This window comes from Kitasatospora sp. NBC_00070 (assembly GCF_045041205.1).
Lineage (GTDB): Bacteria > Actinomycetota > Actinomycetes > Streptomycetales > Streptomycetaceae > Kitasatospora.
Genome location: NZ_CP108247.1, coordinates 7,124,116 through 7,140,127 on the forward strand (window position 1 = coordinate 7,124,116; position 16,012 = coordinate 7,140,127).

The window sequence follows — 16,012 nt, forward strand, 5'->3', positions numbered from 1 at the left end:
GATCTTGGACACCCTCTGCCCTTTGGCGGGCCAGAACTTCGGATCTACTCGTCTAGGCGTTCGGGGCCAGTTCGGTGCCAGCGCCACGGCGGCGGACCCGGACCAGGTCGGAGCGCAGTTCGTCGTTCTCGTGGGTGTCGGCGGGAGCGCCGGCGTGGCCGCCGCACGGCCCGCAGCCGCCGGTGCCGCAGGCGTGGGCCTCCTCGGCGTCGCCGGAGCCGGAGCTGCCGCAGCCGCCGCCACCGGTGCCGCAGCCGCCGCCGAGTGCGGCCTCCGCGCGGTGCCGGGGCAGGGTCGGCTCGCCCGCGCCCTCCACCTCGAAGCCCGCGTCCGCGATCATGTCGAGGTCGGTCTGGCCGGCCTGGCCCTCACTGGTGAGGTAGTCGCCGAGGAAGATCGAGTTGGCGATGTGCAGGCCGAGCGGCTGCATCGAGCGCAGGTGCACCTCGCGGCCGCCGGCGATCCGCACCTCGACGTCGGGGCAGACGAAGCGGACCATCGCCAGGATGCGCAGGCAGCGCTGCGGGGTGAGGTTCCACTCCTTGGCCAGCGGGGTGCCCTCGAACGGGATCAGGAAGTTGACCGGCACCGAGTCGGAGCCGATCTCGCGGAGCGCGAAGACCACGTCCACCAGGTCCGCGTCGCTCTCGCCCATGCCCGCGATCAGACCCGAGCAGGCGGAGAGCCCGGCGCCGTGCGCCTTGGTGACGGTGTCCACCCGGTCCGCGTAGGTGTGGGTGGTGGTGATGTCGCCGTAGGTGGCTTCCGAGGTGTTCAGGTTGTGGTTGTAGGCGTCGGCGCCCGCCGCCTTCAGCCGCTCGGCCTGGTTGTCGGAGAGCAGGCCCAGGCAGGCGCAGACCTCGACGGCCTCGTTGGCGTCCTTGATGGCGGCGATGGTGTCGGCCACCCGGTCGATGTCACGGTCCGTCGGACCGCGTCCGCTGGCGACCAGGCAGACCCGCTTGGCGCCGCCCGCGAGACCGGCGGCGGCGGCCTCGGCGGCCTGCTCCGGCTTGAGCCAGGTGTACTTGAGGATCTCGGCCTTGGACCCGAGCCGCTGCGAACAGTAGTTGCAGTCCTCGGGGCAGAGGCCGCTCTTGAGGTTCACCAGGTAGTTCAGCTTGACCCGGCGGCCGAACCACTGGCGGCGCACCCGCCCGGCGGCCGCGACCACGTCCAACAACTCGTCATCGGTGGTGGCGAGTACGGCCAGCGCCTCCTCCCGGGTCGGTGTTTCCCGGCGCAGGCCCTTGGCGGTGAGGGTGTCAAGCAGATCCATGAGCCTGATCCTGCCCGGGCGACGTGGAGTCGCGCCAGAGGGAACCACCCAGAAGATCTCTCGGAACGTGTGCGGGTTGTCACAGTCGCCGCGGTGCGGTACGGCGCGGCCCCGGGGGGTCGGCTGTTCGGATCATCCGTTTAGAATCTGCGCCATGACCACGCAGGGGGAACGCCACACCCATCGGGCGCACGGCAGCCGACGCCGGACCATCGCCCTCTGCATCGTCGGCGCGGCGGCGATCACGGTAGGGGTGGTGGTGACCGAGACCGGCGACTGGCTGGAGGGCGCCGGGCGGACCACCCAGGTGGTCGCCTCCGACTCCGTGCCGCCGTCCCAGCCGCTGTCCGAGAAGGACTTCTTCGTCGCGGAACGGTACTTCCCGGCCGCCAAGCCGATCGAGCAGGACGGCTACAAGGCGCTGCGCACGGTCGGACGGCAGGGCGAGCCCTGCGCGGACACCCTGGCGGACCGGGCCCACGACGTGCTGCACGACACCGGCTGCCTGGGCTATGTGACGGTGGGCTACCTGCGCGAGGACAAGCAGGTGACCACCAGCGTGACGGTGCTCAGGTTCGCCGACCAGGCGGCGGCCGAGAAGGCCGGGCAGCTGCTGGCGGCCGACAGCGCCGCCGCGATCGCCTTCGTCGCGGCCGATCCCGGCACCGCCCCGCCGGTGACCGGCTCGCCCTCGCCGGGCGCGGCCAAGCCGGTCGCCGTCACCAAGGTGGAGTCGGTCGGCCACTACCTGACCGTCACCACCTCGCGCTTCGCGGACCTGCGGCCCACGCCGCCCGCCAACGACGTCTCGCTGGACGCGGCGACCCGGGCGGTGTCGTTCACCGCCCGGGCTCCGTTCGTCTGGCTCTGAGGACCGCTACGGGTAGCTGACCAGGTTGGCCACGTTGCTGCCGGAGTTGGACGGTCCGCCGGTGCCGTTGATCACGTGGTTGATGGTCCCGGTACCGCCGAGCGAGACCGTCACCATGTCGTGGAACCGTACGCCGCTGCGGTTCGGCACCTCGAAGGCGTGCTCGGCCACCACCGCCGGGTTGACGTTGAAGTAGCAGTAGCTGCCCAGGCCCCAGGCCTCGTGCGTGGTGACCGAGTCGGCCACCTTGTACGCGGCGTAGCCCTTGGTGCCGCCGTTCGTCCAGGCGGCCTGGTTCGGCGGGTCGTAGGGCATCTCGTTCTGGTAGAAGTACGTCCGCCCGCCGTTGCCGTTCCAGATCACCTGGTGCTGCTGGTAGTGCTCGACGAACAGGCCGTACATGGTGACGTCGGTGCCGTTCACCACCAGGCCGGTGGCCGCGGTGTTGCCGGACCAGCCGACGCCGCTGCCGTGGTCGGCGCGCCAGATCCACATGTGGTCGCCGATCACGTCGGAGCTGTTCACCACCAGGCTCTGGCCGGCCTTGCCGACGCCCGCGCCGCCGATCCGGAAGAACACGTCGTGCAGCGAGGTCGGGTCGGCGGTGTGCCGGGCGGCCGCACCGGCCGGGCCGATCTGCATCAGCACCGGGGAGTTGACCGGGCCCGCGTCGATCAGCAGGCCGGCGATCTTCACCCCGTCCACGTCGGCCACGGTCATCGCGGTGATGCCGTTGTCCGGGATCAGGGTGGCCAGGCCGAGGCCGAGCACCACGGTGTCGGCCCGGGCCACGTTCAGGGTCTGGTCCAGGTGGTAGACGCCCGGGGTGAAGAGCAGGTTCTTGCCCTGGCCGAGCGCGGCGTTGATCTGGCCGGCGGTGGCGCCCGGCTTCACCACGAAGAACTGGTCGATCGGCAGCGAGCTGCCCGGCTGGCTGCCCGAACCCCAGCTGGTCCCGCTGGAGTTGCCGCGCAGCGCGGGCACGAACACCCGGTACGCCCCGGCGCCGTCCACGTACAGGAACGGCTTCTCCCGGACCACCGGGGTCTGGCCGACCGTGGTGTAGGGCGGGTTCGGGAAGGTGTTGGCGGGTGCGTTGACGTCGCCGACGAAGACCATGTTCCAGTTGGAGCCGGTCCAGCTGCCCCACTGCGAGTTGCGGGACAGCCACTGCTGCTGGGAGCCGGAACGGACCTGGCCGTCGATCTTCGAGTCGGCCATCAGGCCGCCGCTGGACCAGCCGCCGTCGTCCAGCTGGAGGTTGCCCCGGACGTGCATCCGGCGGTACGGGGCGGCCTGCGAGACCGCCCAACGGTCGGTCCCGGAGGGCGGGTTGACGGAGAGGTTCTCGGCCGAGCGCCAGAAGTTCTGGGTCGCGTTGCCCTGGAACCAGTCCGCCTCGGCGTGCACCCCGCCGTTGATCGTGACGTCGTCGGGGGACAGGCCGAGCCCGGCGACCTGGGTGTAGAAGCCGACGTTGGCGTCCACGTTGTAGCTGCCGGGTTTGAACAGCAGGGCCTGGCGCTGGGTGCCGAACTGGTTGGTCTCCTGCTGCTGGAAGACCGAGTTCAGCTTGGACTGGATGGTCGAGGCGGCCATCGAGGGGTCGAAGACGGTGACGTTCGGACCGAGATCGGGGTTGCCGGGGGTCACCGGGGTGCCGAAGGTGAAGGACTGGGCGGTGGTGCCATTGCAGGTGTACTGCTGGAGCACCACGCCGTCGGCGGTCGAGGCGGCGGGCACGTCGAGGCACTTGCCGCTGTTGCGGTTGACGAAGTGGTAGCCGCCGCCGGCCTCCTCGACCGGCAGCCACTGCTGGTTGGCGCCGCCGCCGTAGGCCCAGAGCTGGAGCTTGGCGCTGTCGGCGGTCGACACGCCGGTCACGTCGATCACCTTGGTGGCGTCGTTCAGGTTGGCGATCCGGACATAGCCGGAGTCGGTCGGCTGGAGCTGCCACTGCTGGGCGGTGGTGCCGTTGCAGGAGTACTGCTGGACGGCGGTGCCGTTGGCGGTGGCGGCAGCGGCGGCGTCCACGCACCGGCCGCTGTTCCGGTTGACCAGGGTGGTCCAGCCGGTGGGGACGGCGGCCTCGGCGGGGGCGGAGGCGACCAGGGCGGCGGGTGCCAGCAGGGTGGCGGCGGTGAACAGGCGTACGCCGTAGCGCCGTTGTCCGGGATTCACGGGTGTTCGCTCCTGAGGTGGGGGGATCAGCGGCGGGTGGTCAGGCCGAAGCCGTACCGGAACAGCGGGTCGTAGTCGCGGTCGCCGACGTTGATCGGCTCCTGGGCCTCGGTGCGCGGCCAGCTGACCGGGAGCTTCCCGGTGAAGCCGCGCTCGCCGAACAGCACGTCGGCCACCCCGGCACCCTCGCTGCCGGGCAGCCAGGACATCACGAAGGCGTCCAGCTTGGGCAGTTGGTCGGCGATCAGCTGCGGACGTCCGGCCACGTCGAGCACCACGCAGGTGGCGATCGCCGAGCAGACCCTGTCGATGTTCGCCTGGTCGGCGGCCGAGAGCGCGAGGGTGTGGCCGTTGTTGCCGACGTCGCCGACGCCCTCGGCGTACGGGGTCTCGCCGACCACCACGATGCCGACCTGGTAGCCGGCGGTGGGGGCCGAGGCGTCCAGGCTGTAGGCGGCGTCGGGGGCGTACTGGCGGATGCCCTCCAGGAGGGTGGTGGCGGGGATGGTGTCGCCGGATCCGCCCTGCCAGGTGACCGTCCAACCACCCGCCTGGTTACCGGGGTTGTCGGCGTTGGCGCCCGCCACGTAGATCCGCTGGGAGCGGTTCAGCGGCAGCGCCCGGTGGTCGTTCTTCAGCAGCACCTGGGACTTGGCGACCGCCTCCCGGGCCACCGCGCGGTGGGCCGGCGAGCCGATGGTGTCCGCGTACCGGCGATCGGTGAACGGGTGCTCGAACAGGCCGAGTTCGAACTTGGCGCGGAGGATCCGGCGGACCGCGTCGTCGATCCGGGCGGTGGTCACCCGGCCGCCCTGCACCTCGGTGAGCAGGGCCTGCTCGAACCTGGCGGCGCTGTACGGCACCATGAACATGTCCAGCCCCGCGTTGACCGCCGTCCGGACCTGGGTGGCGTAGTCGCCGGGGAGTTGGTTGATCGCGTCCCAGTCGCTGATCAGGAAGCCGTCGAAGCCGATCTTCTGCTTGAGCACCTCGGTGAGCAGCTCGTGATGGGCGCTCATCTTCACCGGGTTGCCGACGCCGTCCTCGGTCCAGTCCACGCTGGAGTAGGACGGCATGATGCTGCCGACCCGGTGCTCTCGGACCGCCGCGACGTACGGTGCCAGGTCGATCCGACGGAACCGCTCGTGCGAGGTGACGGTCACGCCCTGGTCCAGCTTGTAGCTGCCGGCCGCCGAGCCGTAGGTGGTGTCGCCGTCACCGGCGAAGTGCTTCGCGGTGGCCAGCACCCGGTCGGGGCGGTCGAGTTGGCTCGCGTTGCGACCCTGGAAGCCGTCGATCGCGGTCTCCAGGCTGGTGACCAGGTCGGGGTCCTCGCCGAAGCTCTCGTAGGTACGGCCCCAGCGGTCGTCCCGGGCCACGCACAGGCACGGGGCGAAGACCCACTGCGGGCCGGTGGCCCGGGTCTCGGTCGCGGTGATGTGGGCGGCCTCGCGGACCAGCTCCGGGTCACGGGTGGCCCCGAGGGCGATGTTGTGCGGGAAGACGGTGGCGCCGACCAGGTTGCCGTGGCCGTGCACCGAGTCCACGCCGTAGAGCAGCGGGATGTGCAGCCGGCCGGCCAGCGCGCGGGACTGGTAGCCGTCGATCATGTCGGCCCAGGCGGCCGGGGTGTTGGGGGTGGGGGTGGAGCCGCCGCCGGAGAGCAGCGAGCCGAGGCCGAGGTCGGTGATCTGCGCCGGATCGCCGTCGACCGCGTTGCGTTCGGCCTGGGTCATCTGGCCGATCTTCTCCGGCAGGGTCATCCTGGCCAGCAGGTCGCTCACCCGACGCTCCACCGGTTGGCGGGAGTTGAGGTAGGGAGCGATGCCCTCGGCGGCCGCCGAGGGCGTGACCGAGAGGGTGCCGGCGGCGACGGTCGCGGCGGTGAGCAGGGCGCCGCCGAGCAGGGTGTGCCGTTTCATGCAGGTGTCTCCAGTCCTGGGTGGGATGCCGGAGGTGCGTTGGCAGCAAGCATGAAAGCAGACCTACCGAGTGGTTGGTAAGTAGTTGGCGACTCTTTGTTCAATACTTGAAGTTACTCGTGAAGTAACCCGTGGTCAGGGCGCTGGCGCCCGTAGACTCGGGCGATGAAGAGCGGACAGACCGTCAGAGCAGTTCGGGTGGGCCGGCGCGAGGAGATCCTGCGGATCGCGATGGAGACCTTCGCCACCCGGGGCTACCACCATGCCTCGCTGGCCGAGATAGCCGACCGGGTCGGGCTCACCCAGGCCGGGCTGCTGCACCACTTCCGGTCCAAGACCGCACTGCTGAGCGGGGTGCTGGCACTGCGCGACGAGTCCGACATCGAGCAGCTCGGCACCGAACGGCCGCGCGGGCTGGCCTTCCTGGACCACCTGGTGGACACCGCACGGCACAACGCGGAGCGGGAGGGCATCGTCCGGCTGTACGCCGTGCTCTCGGCGGAGAGCGTCACCGACGGGCACCCCGCCCAGGGCTACTTCCGGGAGCGCTACCGGGGGCTGCGGGCGATGGTCGCCGAGGCGCTGGTCGAGGCGGCCGAACTCGGCGAGCTGCGGCGGGAGTTCGAGGTCGAGTCGGTGGCCGCCGCGATCGTCGCGGTGATGGACGGGCTCCAGGTGCAGTGGCTGCTCGACCCGGGCTCCGTCGACATGGCGGAGAGCACCCGACGGGCCGTCCGGGTGTTGCTGGCCGACCTGCGGAGCCGCTGAGGAGTGGGGTTCCGAGGGCTATCGGCGCCACCGGCGCCGGTGCTTGAATGGCCGCCATCAACCCCCGGTCCCCACAGACTTGGACGGTCCTGTGACCACGCGCGTAAACCTGGTGCCGCGGTGGATACTTCGCCCGCTGAGATACGCCGCCCTGCTCTCCGTCGTCGCCGCCCTGGCGGTCTTCTTCGCGGGCGTCCAGCCCGCCCGGGCGGCCCCCGCCTGCGGGGTGCTCGCCTCCGGTGCCGCCCCGCAGGCGGGAGCGGCCGTCAACGCCGCCTGCGGCCTGATCGGCACCCCCTACTCCTGGGGCGGCGGCCACGGCGCCCAACCCGGTCCCTCGTACGGCAGTTGTGACGCCTCCAACGGCGCGCCCGACGACTGCCACGTGCGCGGGCTGGACTGCTCGGGTCTGGTCCGCTACGCCTACTACCTCGCGGTCGGCGCCGACGTGATCAACGGGACGACGTACACCCAGTGGCCGTCCTCCCGCGCGGTGGCCCGCTACTACCGGGGCGACGGGCCGGCCCCGCTGCTCCCCGGTGACCTGGTGTTCTACGGGAACACCGCCGCGAGCATCCACCACGTGGCGATCTACCTGGGCCAGGGCTACATCGCGGAGGCGCCGTACTCCGGCGGTCACGTCCAGGTGGCGACGCTCTACTCGCACGGTGACTACTACGGCTCGATCCGGCTGTACGGGCCCGGTGGTGGCTCCACCACCCCGCCGCCGTCGGGCGGTGGGCAGTACTGGGTCGACACCTTCGCCAACGCGCCGGTCTACGGTTCGCCGAGCAGCACCACCTCGACGGGGACGTTGTACCAGGGCACCAACTACGTGTTCTGCAAGGCGTGGGGGCGGGAGGTCTCCAGCGGGAGCAGCTTCAACCACTGGTGGTTGAAGACCGATCCGGACGTCGGTCCCGGGGGACAGTGGGTGTCCGCGTTCTACCTGTCGCGTTGGGGCAACGACGTCGCGAAGGACAACAACGGCACGGTGATCCCCGACTGCCCGGGCGGCGGCGCGCCACCGGCCACCGGGAAGTACTGGGTGGACACCTTCGCCAACGCCTCGGTCTACGGCTCGCCCAGCAGTACGGCGGCGACGGGGACGTTGTACCAGGGCACCAACTACGTGTTCTGCAAGGCGTGGGGACGGGAGATCTCCAGTGGGGGCAGCTTCAACCACTGGTGGTTGAGGACCGATCCGGATGTGGGCCCCGGGGGACAGTGGGTGTCCGCGTTCTACCTGTCGCGCTGGGGCAACGACGTGGCCAAGGACAACAACGGCGCCGTGATTCCCGACTGCTGACGAACCATCTCACCGGCCGGGGCCGGGCGGTGGCCTGCCGCCCGGCCCCGGCTCACGCTGTTCAGCTGGGGTGATGCGCCGGACGGGTAATGAAGTTGTGAGGGTTGCGTCGGCGTGCCAGCATCGCCGGGCCGTCGAGATCGTCGGCACACCGAACAACGGGGGGATTCACATGCACGGAACGTCCGTACGACCAGCCGTCGGCCGGGGAGCGATCGGCCTGCTGGCCGGGGCCCTGCTGGTGGGGGGTGTCGCCACCGGAGCGGAGGCGGCGCCGAAGCCGCGCCTGGCGCTCACCGCGCTCGCCTTCGCGGAGGCGTCGGTCGACGCCACCACCGGCAACGCCCGGGCCACCGTGGAGTGGACGGTGGCCGACAACCAGCAGACCGCCACCAACGTCGCGGGGAACGTGGTGATCCAGCAGCTCGGCCGGGACGGCCGCCCGGTCGGCGCCGCGTACCCGGTGAGCTTCGCGTTCCAGCGCAAGTGGGACACCAAGGCCACCCTGGTCTCGGGCACGGCGCAGTCGGCGACCTACCGCTACGCCTTCCCGGTGCCGCGCTACGCGGCCGTGGACCACGCCACCTGGGCGGTGGTGGGACTGACCGCCGCCGACGACCGGGGCACCGAGCTCTCGCTCGGCCGGGCCCGGCTGGGCGACTTCCACAACAGCTTCACCGCGACCGAACTGACCGACACCACCGGCCCAGGCGTCGAGGGCGCGTACGTGGTGTACGGGCAGCCCGTGTACCGGTTCCTGGACGGTCGACCGGTCGCGGTCTCCTACGAGGTGATCGCCTCCGACCACGAAGCCGGCGTGTACAGCGGTGAGCTGACGGTCCGTGGGCCGGACGGGGGCACCGCCACCGGCGGTTTCACGATCGAGCGGAGCAACGGTTACTACACCTGCGGCCCCGGGACCGGGAACGGTGACACCGAGGAGGTCAGGTGCCGGGTCGACGTCCAGCTTCCGGCCACCGCCGCCGTCGGCGACTGGAAGATCACCCGGGTCCGCCTGACGGACAACACCGGCAACGTCGCGGTGCACCGCGACCAGGCACTCGCTCCGGTCCACCTGACCCGGAACGAGCAGCTGAAGGCGACCGAGCTCGCGATCAGCCCGAAGGTGTTCGACAACTGGAGGGACTCCACCGAGGTCGCGGTCTCCCTGAAGCCGGTCGGACTGCGCGGGACGGTCGTCGAGGCCACCGTGCTGGCCAACGGCGCCTGTGACGACCAGAAGATGGAGGCGCCGGCCCTGGAGGCCGACGGGACGCTCAAGGTGCGGCTCTGGGTCCCGCCGGGCTACTCCGACCACTGCACCGTCACGGGCCTCGCGCTGCTGGACAGTTCGGGACGCGCCGCGGCGTACGGGACGGCCTTCGGCGGCCCCGCGCTCGAACTGACGTCGACCCGTCTCCCGGACAGCACCGATCCGGTGGCCACCTCGGCGGTGCTGAGCGGGACCGAGTTCCGCACCAGCGAGATGCCGATGAGACTGGGGCTGGCCGTCGAGGCGAGCTCGCCGGTGGGCATCACCCAGGCCTCGTTCACCATCTACGACGCCGCGGGCCGGTCGGTCGGCGGCGAGAGCGGTGGGGCGGCTCCGGCGGCGGACGGGAAGTTCCACCTGGGCTTCGACGGCTACCTGGCCCCCGGCAGCTACACCGCGGGCTTCACCGTCACCTCGGCGGGCGGCCGGTCCGCGATGTACGGCTACCCGGGCGGCGCAGGTCTGCCCGCCCCGTCCGGTCCGCTCGCCTTCACGGTGATCGAGGGCTGACCCGACCCACCACCACGGTGTGCCGATCCCGGACCAGTTGCAGCATCGGGCAACGCCGGTCGGCCTCCGCCAGCAGCGCGGCCAACTCCTCGGAGTCGGCCGCGCTGTCCAGTTCCACCTCGGCGACCAACTCGTGCGGCACGGCGGGTGCTTCGGTCGGCACCCCGAAGAACCGGGCATCGTTGTTCCGGGCCCGGACCCTGACCTCGACCCGGTCCAGCGGGACACCGCCGACGGCGGCCAGACAGAGCACGGTGTGGGTCAGGCAGGTGCTGACCACGGCGCAGAGCAGCTCGGGTGAGGACGGCCCGAGGCCGAAGCCGCCGATGTCGGGACCGCCGTCGCCGAGCAGCGACCAGTCGCCGACCCGGACCTTGCGCACACCGGTCGCGTCGTCGGCGACGCAGACCGCCTCGATCCGCTCGTCCCAGTCGGCGCCGGCCGGGCGGCGGGCGGCGGCGGCCCGCATCGCGGCGCCCTTGTCGAGCAGGTGGTCGGCGAGCCCGGGCCGGCGGGCGGTGTCGGTCATGGCCCTCAACCTAGGCGGACCCGAGCCGGTCCGGCCGGTCCGGTCACGAGGCTGTAGGAAGACTGCAACGTACGCGGAGCACGGGCGGGTCGGCCCGGTGGAGGTTTGCAACTCGCCGGACGGGCAAGGCGGGGTTCGGTGGCCGCGACGGCGGCCCGTCCCGAAACCGACCGAGAAGGAGTGGACATGGAGGTCGTCTACGTCGTCGTCGTTCTGCTGCTCGCCCTTGGCGCGGGCTTCGCAGTCATGGCGCCCCGACTGCGCTCGCACCGACTGCACGAACGGTTCGGCGCGGAGTACGCCCACGCCGTGACCGCCCACCACGGCAACGTCCGGGAGGCCGAGCACGAGCTCGCCGACCGGCTGACCCGGCACCGGCAGCTCAAGCTCACCCCGGTGGACGCGGCCGAGCGGGACCGGGCACTGGCCGAACTGCGCGGCCTGCAGGCGCTGTTCGTCGAGGACCCGCGGCAGGCCGTGACCCGGGCCGAGGGACTCCTCGACTCGCTGCTCGGCACCATCGGGTACCCGGAGCAGGGCCGGGAGGCGGCGCTGTCGGTGGACCACGGCGGCCGGATCCCCGCCTACCGTGCCGCCCGGCAGACCCTGAGCACCCCCGAGGCCGACAGCGAGGAACTGCGTCAGGCCATGATCGCAGTCCGCGACCTGGTCCTGGCCCTGCTGCACCACGACCGCACCGGAGCGCTCGCAGCCCACTGAGCCCGCACCCGGAACACCCGCCCCAGGAGGAGACCCATGACGAACAGTCAGCGGAACACCGACAGCGACCTGCAGGGCCGGCCGGACCCGCGTGCCGGGATACCGGAGCCCCGCGACGGGATGCACCCCGACCGTCAGCCGCCGCAGCCCGACGGCCGCTCGGACGGCATCGTCGACCCCGTGCACGCCACCGAGATCCCGAAGGCCACGGGGCGGTTCGTGGACGGCACCGGTGATCCCAAGGGCGCCACCGGGCGGTTCGTCGACGGCACCGGTGCCCCCGAAGGTGCCGCCGGACGGTTTGCGGAGGGTACCCATGGAGGCGCCCGGCCCGTCGGTGCCGAGCCGGTCGTCGGACCCTGGCTCGGGACGAAGGAGGTGCAGGGCGTGCGCGAGGAGTGGACCGGCGTCCAGGCCGACTTCGTGGACGACCCGGCCCGGGCGGTCGCGGCGGCCGGTGAACTGGTGGAGCGCACCGCCGAGCTGACCGCGGAGGCCGTCCGCCTCCGCCTGAGGAAGCTGCGGGACGGCAGCCGGCAGGGCGCCGACGGCACCGACGACGACGCCGCCAGCACCGAGCACCTGAGGCTCGCGATGCGCGAGTACCGCGCCGTGCTCGACCGCCTGGCCGGCTGACGGTCAGCGGCCGACGGCGTCAAGTGTCCTGGTGCGCAGGCGGGCAACGGGAGTTCGGCGACGGAGGGAGCGGTGGGATGGACGAACAGCGGCCGGTGTTGCGGGCGTTCGGCTGGGCCCGGGTGTTCCCGGTGTCCGGCGGGGTCCGCAACGGGCGGGCCTGGGCGCGGCAGCACCTCGACGCGCTCGGCTGGACGGAGCACGCGCCGGAGTCGGCCGACGCGGTCGTCCTGACCGTCTCGGAGCTCATCACCAACGCCCACCAGCACGCCGCCAGCGCCGCCGACCTGGTCCTCACCTGGGACGGGAGCTTTCTGTACGTCAGCGTGCACGACGCCTCTCCCGAGGCGCCTCGGCCACGGGAGGCGGACTCCGAGGCCACCTCGGGCCGGGGCATGGCGCTGATCGACGCCCTCGCCGACGACTGGCAGACCCGGACCAACCCGTCCGGCAAGACCGTCACCGCCCGGTTCCACCCGCGACGCGGGCCGGGTGTCGGGTGGTGCCGGTCCGGGTGAGCGCGGTGGACGGACCGATCCGGTCCGTCCACCGCGCTCACCCGCGACGCGCCGGGCTCAGCGCGAGTACACCCCGATCTCGTAGACCGAGTACCGGTTGTCGGTGGCCCGCTCCAGGCAGACCAGCCGGACGTACCGGGCGTCGACCGGTGCGAAGGCCCGGTTCTCCACTCCGCCCCGGCCCGCCGAAGTGGCCCACGCCGTACGCCAGTTGACGTTGTCGGCGGAGACCTCGACCCGGTAGGCGCGGGCGTACTGGTCGGCCCAGCGCAGCGCCACCCGGCCGACCCGCCGGGAGCTGCCGAGGTCGACGGTCAACCAGGCGGTGGCGACCGTCTTGCTGGCCCAACGGCTGCCGATGTCACCGTCGTTGGCCTTGCCCGGCGGGTAGGAGACCACCACCGCGTCCTGGTAGTCGGAGGCGGTCACCCGGGCGCCGGTGGCCAGGTTGGCGAGGTTGTCCGACCGGCGGGCCGGGAACTCCACCACCTGCTGGTAGGTGGGCCGGTTCTGCCAGGCGATCCGGGGCACGGTGATCCCGCCCATCGCCCGGTGCACGATGGAGTCGGCGCAGAGCTGGTCCCCGGCCGCGCAGTACTTGTCCGCCGGGTAGACCTGGGCGGCCGGGGTGGCCGCCGCCGTCGCCAGGGTGGCGAGCAGCAGCTGCCGGCAGGCGGCGAGCGAACCGCCGCCGCAGTACGTGGTGGGCAGCGGGCCCGCCACCGGGCGGCCGAGCACCGCGCGGAGGTCCTTGTCCACGTAGGACCACCATCCGTGCTGCAGCGCCGAACCCTTGTGCGGCTCGCTGCTGTTGAGGTCGGTGCCGGGACCGCCGGCGCCGTTCTGCCCGCCCGAGGGCGACTCGTTGACCGGGGCCACGGCGGCCAGCGCCCGGAACGTCTCGTCGCCGAGGCCGGGCTTGAACTGACCCTCCACCAGCAGCGGCCACCAGGCGTCCAGGGTCCGGATCGCGGCCGCGTCGGTGTACGCGCCCGCGCCCTTGGACGGTTCCCTGCGGTGCGACCCGGAGGCCGCCCAACCGCGCAACTGCTGCACGGTGGCGGCCAGCGCGGGGTCGGTGACCGGCGCCGAGTCGATCACCTGGAGCAGCTCGGGCAGCACCCGCTCGGCCCGCAGGTCGACGTTGGCCGCGTCCTCCATCGCCTGCACCAGCTTGCTGCGGGTCACGCCGCCCGCCGCCACCAGCGCGGCGACCCGGCGGTCCAGCAGGTCACCCCGGTGCACCGAGCCGTTGCCCCAGGGGGAGGCGAACCCGGGAGCCTGCTTGTTGTTCCAGCTGACGTAGTAGTCCTGGCCGACCGACTGCGGGTGCTCGGCCGGGGGCGTGACCTGGGAGACGTTCGAGGCCGGGTCCCAGCCGCGCCACTCGAACTCGGGCCGGGCCAGGATCGGTTGGTCCGGATCGGTGTTCGCGGCCCGCACCGGGTTGACCCCGGAGTTGTAGTAGGCGGCCTGGTTCGCGTCCACGTAGAGCCAGTTGAAGGTGTAGCCGATCTCCGAGGCGGCCTGCTGGAAGGTCTGCGCGGAGGTCACCGCCGAGGGGTCGTTCAACTTCTGGAAGCCGATCACCGAATCCACCTCGTGCTGATAGGTGGAGCGCAGCGCGGTGTACGCGACCGGTCTGCCGCCGACCGTGCCGGTGTGGGTGACCAACCCGTACGCCGAGCGCAGGGTGACCAGGTCGTAGGCCCCGGCGGCGGTGGAGTCCGCGGTGCTGGGCGCCCAGCTGTTGCGCTTGGCCAGCCGCTCGAAGGGCGTGCAGACGCCGCGCAGCAGGTAGCTGCCGGAGGCGGTGGTGGGAGACCCGCCGCCCGGCTCGCAGAGCTCGACCGCGAAGGTGTCGGTGATGTCCTGGTTGGCCGAGGTGGCGCTCCAGGAGTAGTCCAGGCCGCGCCCGAGCTGGACGTAGAAGCTCAGACCGGGGAAGGAGGCGCCGCGCGAGCGCAGCCCGGGCCCGTCCAGCTCCTGGACCAGCAGGATCTCCGGTGCGAAGTACCCGGTCTGCGGCCCGTAGACGGCCACCGGGTGCCCGGAGGCGGTGTGTGCGCCGGAGACCACCAAGGCGTTGGACATACCCTTCCGCGCGGTGATCAGGTCGGCCGGCAGCACGCCGTCGGCTGCCGTCGGCGCCGCGCCGGCGCCCGTACCGGTGCCGTTCTGGGCGTGCTGGTAGCCGTGCACCGAGCCACCGTCCGGGGCCGCCACGCCGACCGGGTTCGCGGGTGAAGTGCCGTACGGGAAACTGGTGTTGTGGACGGTGGTGGTCGCCTCGGGGTCGTTCTGCGCCCGCCAGGCGGTGTACGCGGCGGCCCCGGCCGTGCTGCCCAGCCGCTGCTGGAAGGCCAGCTCGGCGAGCGCGTTCTCCACCTCGCCGCCACCGCCGCTGCCGAAGATGGCCCCGATCACCGAGGCGATCGCCACCACGTCGGTGCCGGTGAACGGCCGGATGTCGCTGCCGTGCCCGGTGAGCACGTACTCGCCCGGGTAGTTGTTGGCGGCCAGGTCGGCGGCGATGAAGGCGTTCAGCCCGGCCACGTAGTCCTGCACGTCCTGGTACGCCTGCGCGCCGCGCGGCCCGGAGTCGCGGACCCGGTCGATCTGCCGCTGCAGGTCCGCCTCGGTGTACGGGGCCACCGCCCACAGGCTCTGCTCCAGCGCCCGGTTGCCCGCCGCGCCGCCCGCGAACGAGGACAGCTCGCCTCGGCCGATGTGCCGCAGGATGTCGATCAGCCAGAGCCGGTCCTGCCCGGCCGCGTAGCCCGCGCCGAACTCGGTGCCGGAGCGGGTGGTGCCCTTGATGTGCGGGGTGCCGGTGGCCTTGTCCCGGCTGATCGTGACGTCGGCGCGCGGGGAGAGGGTGCTCTCCACCTGGCCGGGGGCGATGCCGAAGGAGGCGTCGTTGAAGTAGTCGGAGAGCTGGTCCTCGGTCAGGCCCGAGTAGTCGTGCAGCAGGTTGTCGTAGGCGTCGATCTGGTCGGCGGAGTGCGCGGGGCGGGTGCCCACGCTCTGGTGCAGCAGGATGCCCGCCAGGGTGGCGTGCCCGTTCTGACCCGCGGTCAGGATGTCCTGGCACTGGCCGAGGCAGGGGTCGCCGGCCAGCGGCGAAGGGGCGGGAGCGGGGGCGGCGGCGAAGGCGGGGGTGGCCGCCACGGGGGCGAGCAGGACGACGGCGGACAGGGCGGCGGCGAGGACGCTGCGGAGTCCGGCCCGGCGCAGGCCGGGTCGTGCGGGGGCACGGGTCACCTGAGTCCCTTTCGGAGTGTGAGGTGGACACGCCGCGATGGCGGTGGCTGGCACGGTAGTCCCGTACCGCTACCGCCGGGTAGACCCGTGCATGCAGTGCCATGCATCCGCAACAGTCAAGATCTGCAAGGGAGTTGCCGTCCGGGCCCGGTGGCACCCGAGGAACCGGGCGGTCGATTCGCATCCACGCCCCGGAAGGTTGTCCACCCATGCCGCACGACCACCGGCACCG

The 16,012-nt window shown here is 72.1% G+C and carries 12 protein-coding genes; 7 read left to right on the plus strand and 5 right to left on the minus strand.

All coding sequences use genetic code 11. The annotated features are described in order from the left end of the window. Window positions 1-52: 52 nt before the first annotated feature. Window positions 53-1,279 (minus strand): biotin synthase BioB, encoded by a 1,227-nt coding sequence (bioB, locus tag OHV05_RS32195; protein ID WP_405020836.1) that lies wholly within the window; start codon window positions 1,277-1,279, stop codon window positions 53-55. 154 nt (window positions 1,280-1,433) lie between these two features. Here bioB and OHV05_RS32200 point away from each other — a divergent pair, with 154 nt between their 5' ends. Beyond that, the gene (locus tag OHV05_RS32200) at window positions 1,434-2,150 is read left to right on the plus strand and encodes a hypothetical protein (RefSeq protein ID WP_405020837.1); all 717 of its coding nucleotides are present in this window, start codon (window positions 1,434-1,436) and stop codon (window positions 2,148-2,150) included. 6 nt (window positions 2,151-2,156) lie between these two features. Here OHV05_RS32200 and OHV05_RS32205 read toward each other — a convergent pair whose 3' ends face one another. Beyond that, complete coding sequence (locus OHV05_RS32205) at window positions 2,157-4,331, minus strand: RICIN domain-containing protein (RefSeq protein WP_405020838.1); 2,175 nt, start codon at window positions 4,329-4,331, stop codon at window positions 2,157-2,159. A 26-nt stretch (window positions 4,332-4,357) separates the two neighbouring features. Continuing rightward, entirely contained in the window at window positions 4,358-6,253 is a 1,896-nt protein-coding gene (locus OHV05_RS32210; RefSeq protein ID WP_405020839.1) for a glycoside hydrolase family 3 protein, read from the minus strand. 165 nt (window positions 6,254-6,418) lie between these two features. Between OHV05_RS32210 and OHV05_RS32215 the strand changes: the two genes are divergently transcribed. From OHV05_RS32215 to OHV05_RS32225, 3 genes are all read left to right on the plus strand, one after another. Further along, a complete protein-coding gene (locus tag OHV05_RS32215; protein WP_405020840.1) occupies window positions 6,419-7,021 on the plus strand; it encodes a TetR family transcriptional regulator in 603 nt (200 codons plus the stop codon). Between the two features lie 91 nt (window positions 7,022-7,112). Then, window positions 7,113-8,330 (plus strand): C40 family peptidase, encoded by a 1,218-nt coding sequence (locus OHV05_RS32220; protein ID WP_405020841.1) that lies wholly within the window; start codon window positions 7,113-7,115, stop codon window positions 8,328-8,330. Window positions 8,331-8,502: 172 nt separating this feature from the next. Next, window positions 8,503-10,113, plus strand: a complete 1,611-nt coding sequence (locus OHV05_RS32225) for a hypothetical protein (RefSeq protein WP_405020842.1) — start codon at window positions 8,503-8,505, stop codon at window positions 10,111-10,113. On the opposite strand, the gene OHV05_RS32230 is transcribed toward OHV05_RS32225, so the two are convergent. Further along, window positions 10,094-10,642 carry an OsmC family protein gene (locus OHV05_RS32230; RefSeq protein ID WP_405020843.1) on the minus strand — a complete coding sequence of 183 codons (549 nt, stop codon included), beginning with the start codon at window positions 10,640-10,642 and terminating at the stop codon, window positions 10,094-10,096. The two genes, OHV05_RS32225 and OHV05_RS32230, sit on opposite strands and share 20 nt — an antisense overlap. 186 nt (window positions 10,643-10,828) lie before the next feature. On the opposite strand from OHV05_RS32230, the gene OHV05_RS32235 reads away from it, so the two are divergent. The 3 genes from OHV05_RS32235 (at window position 10,829) to OHV05_RS32245 (ending at window position 12,516) form a co-directional block, all read left to right on the plus strand. Beyond that, the gene (locus tag OHV05_RS32235) at window positions 10,829-11,362 is read left to right on the plus strand and encodes a hypothetical protein (RefSeq protein ID WP_405020844.1); all 534 of its coding nucleotides are present in this window, start codon (window positions 10,829-10,831) and stop codon (window positions 11,360-11,362) included. Window positions 11,363-11,398: 36 nt separating this feature from the next. Further along, window positions 11,399-11,998 carry a hypothetical protein gene (locus OHV05_RS32240; protein WP_405020845.1) on the plus strand — a complete coding sequence of 200 codons (600 nt, stop codon included), beginning with the start codon at window positions 11,399-11,401 and terminating at the stop codon, window positions 11,996-11,998. A gap of 77 nt (window positions 11,999-12,075) precedes the next feature. Further along, complete coding sequence (locus OHV05_RS32245) at window positions 12,076-12,516, plus strand: ATP-binding protein (RefSeq protein WP_405020846.1); 441 nt, start codon at window positions 12,076-12,078, stop codon at window positions 12,514-12,516. A gap of 57 nt (window positions 12,517-12,573) precedes the next feature. Here the strand turns inward: OHV05_RS32245 and OHV05_RS32250 are convergent, their stop codons facing one another. Further along, a complete protein-coding gene (locus OHV05_RS32250; RefSeq protein WP_405020847.1) occupies window positions 12,574-15,780 on the minus strand; it encodes a penicillin acylase family protein in 3,207 nt (1,068 codons plus the stop codon). Window positions 15,781-16,012: the final 232 nt, after the last annotated feature.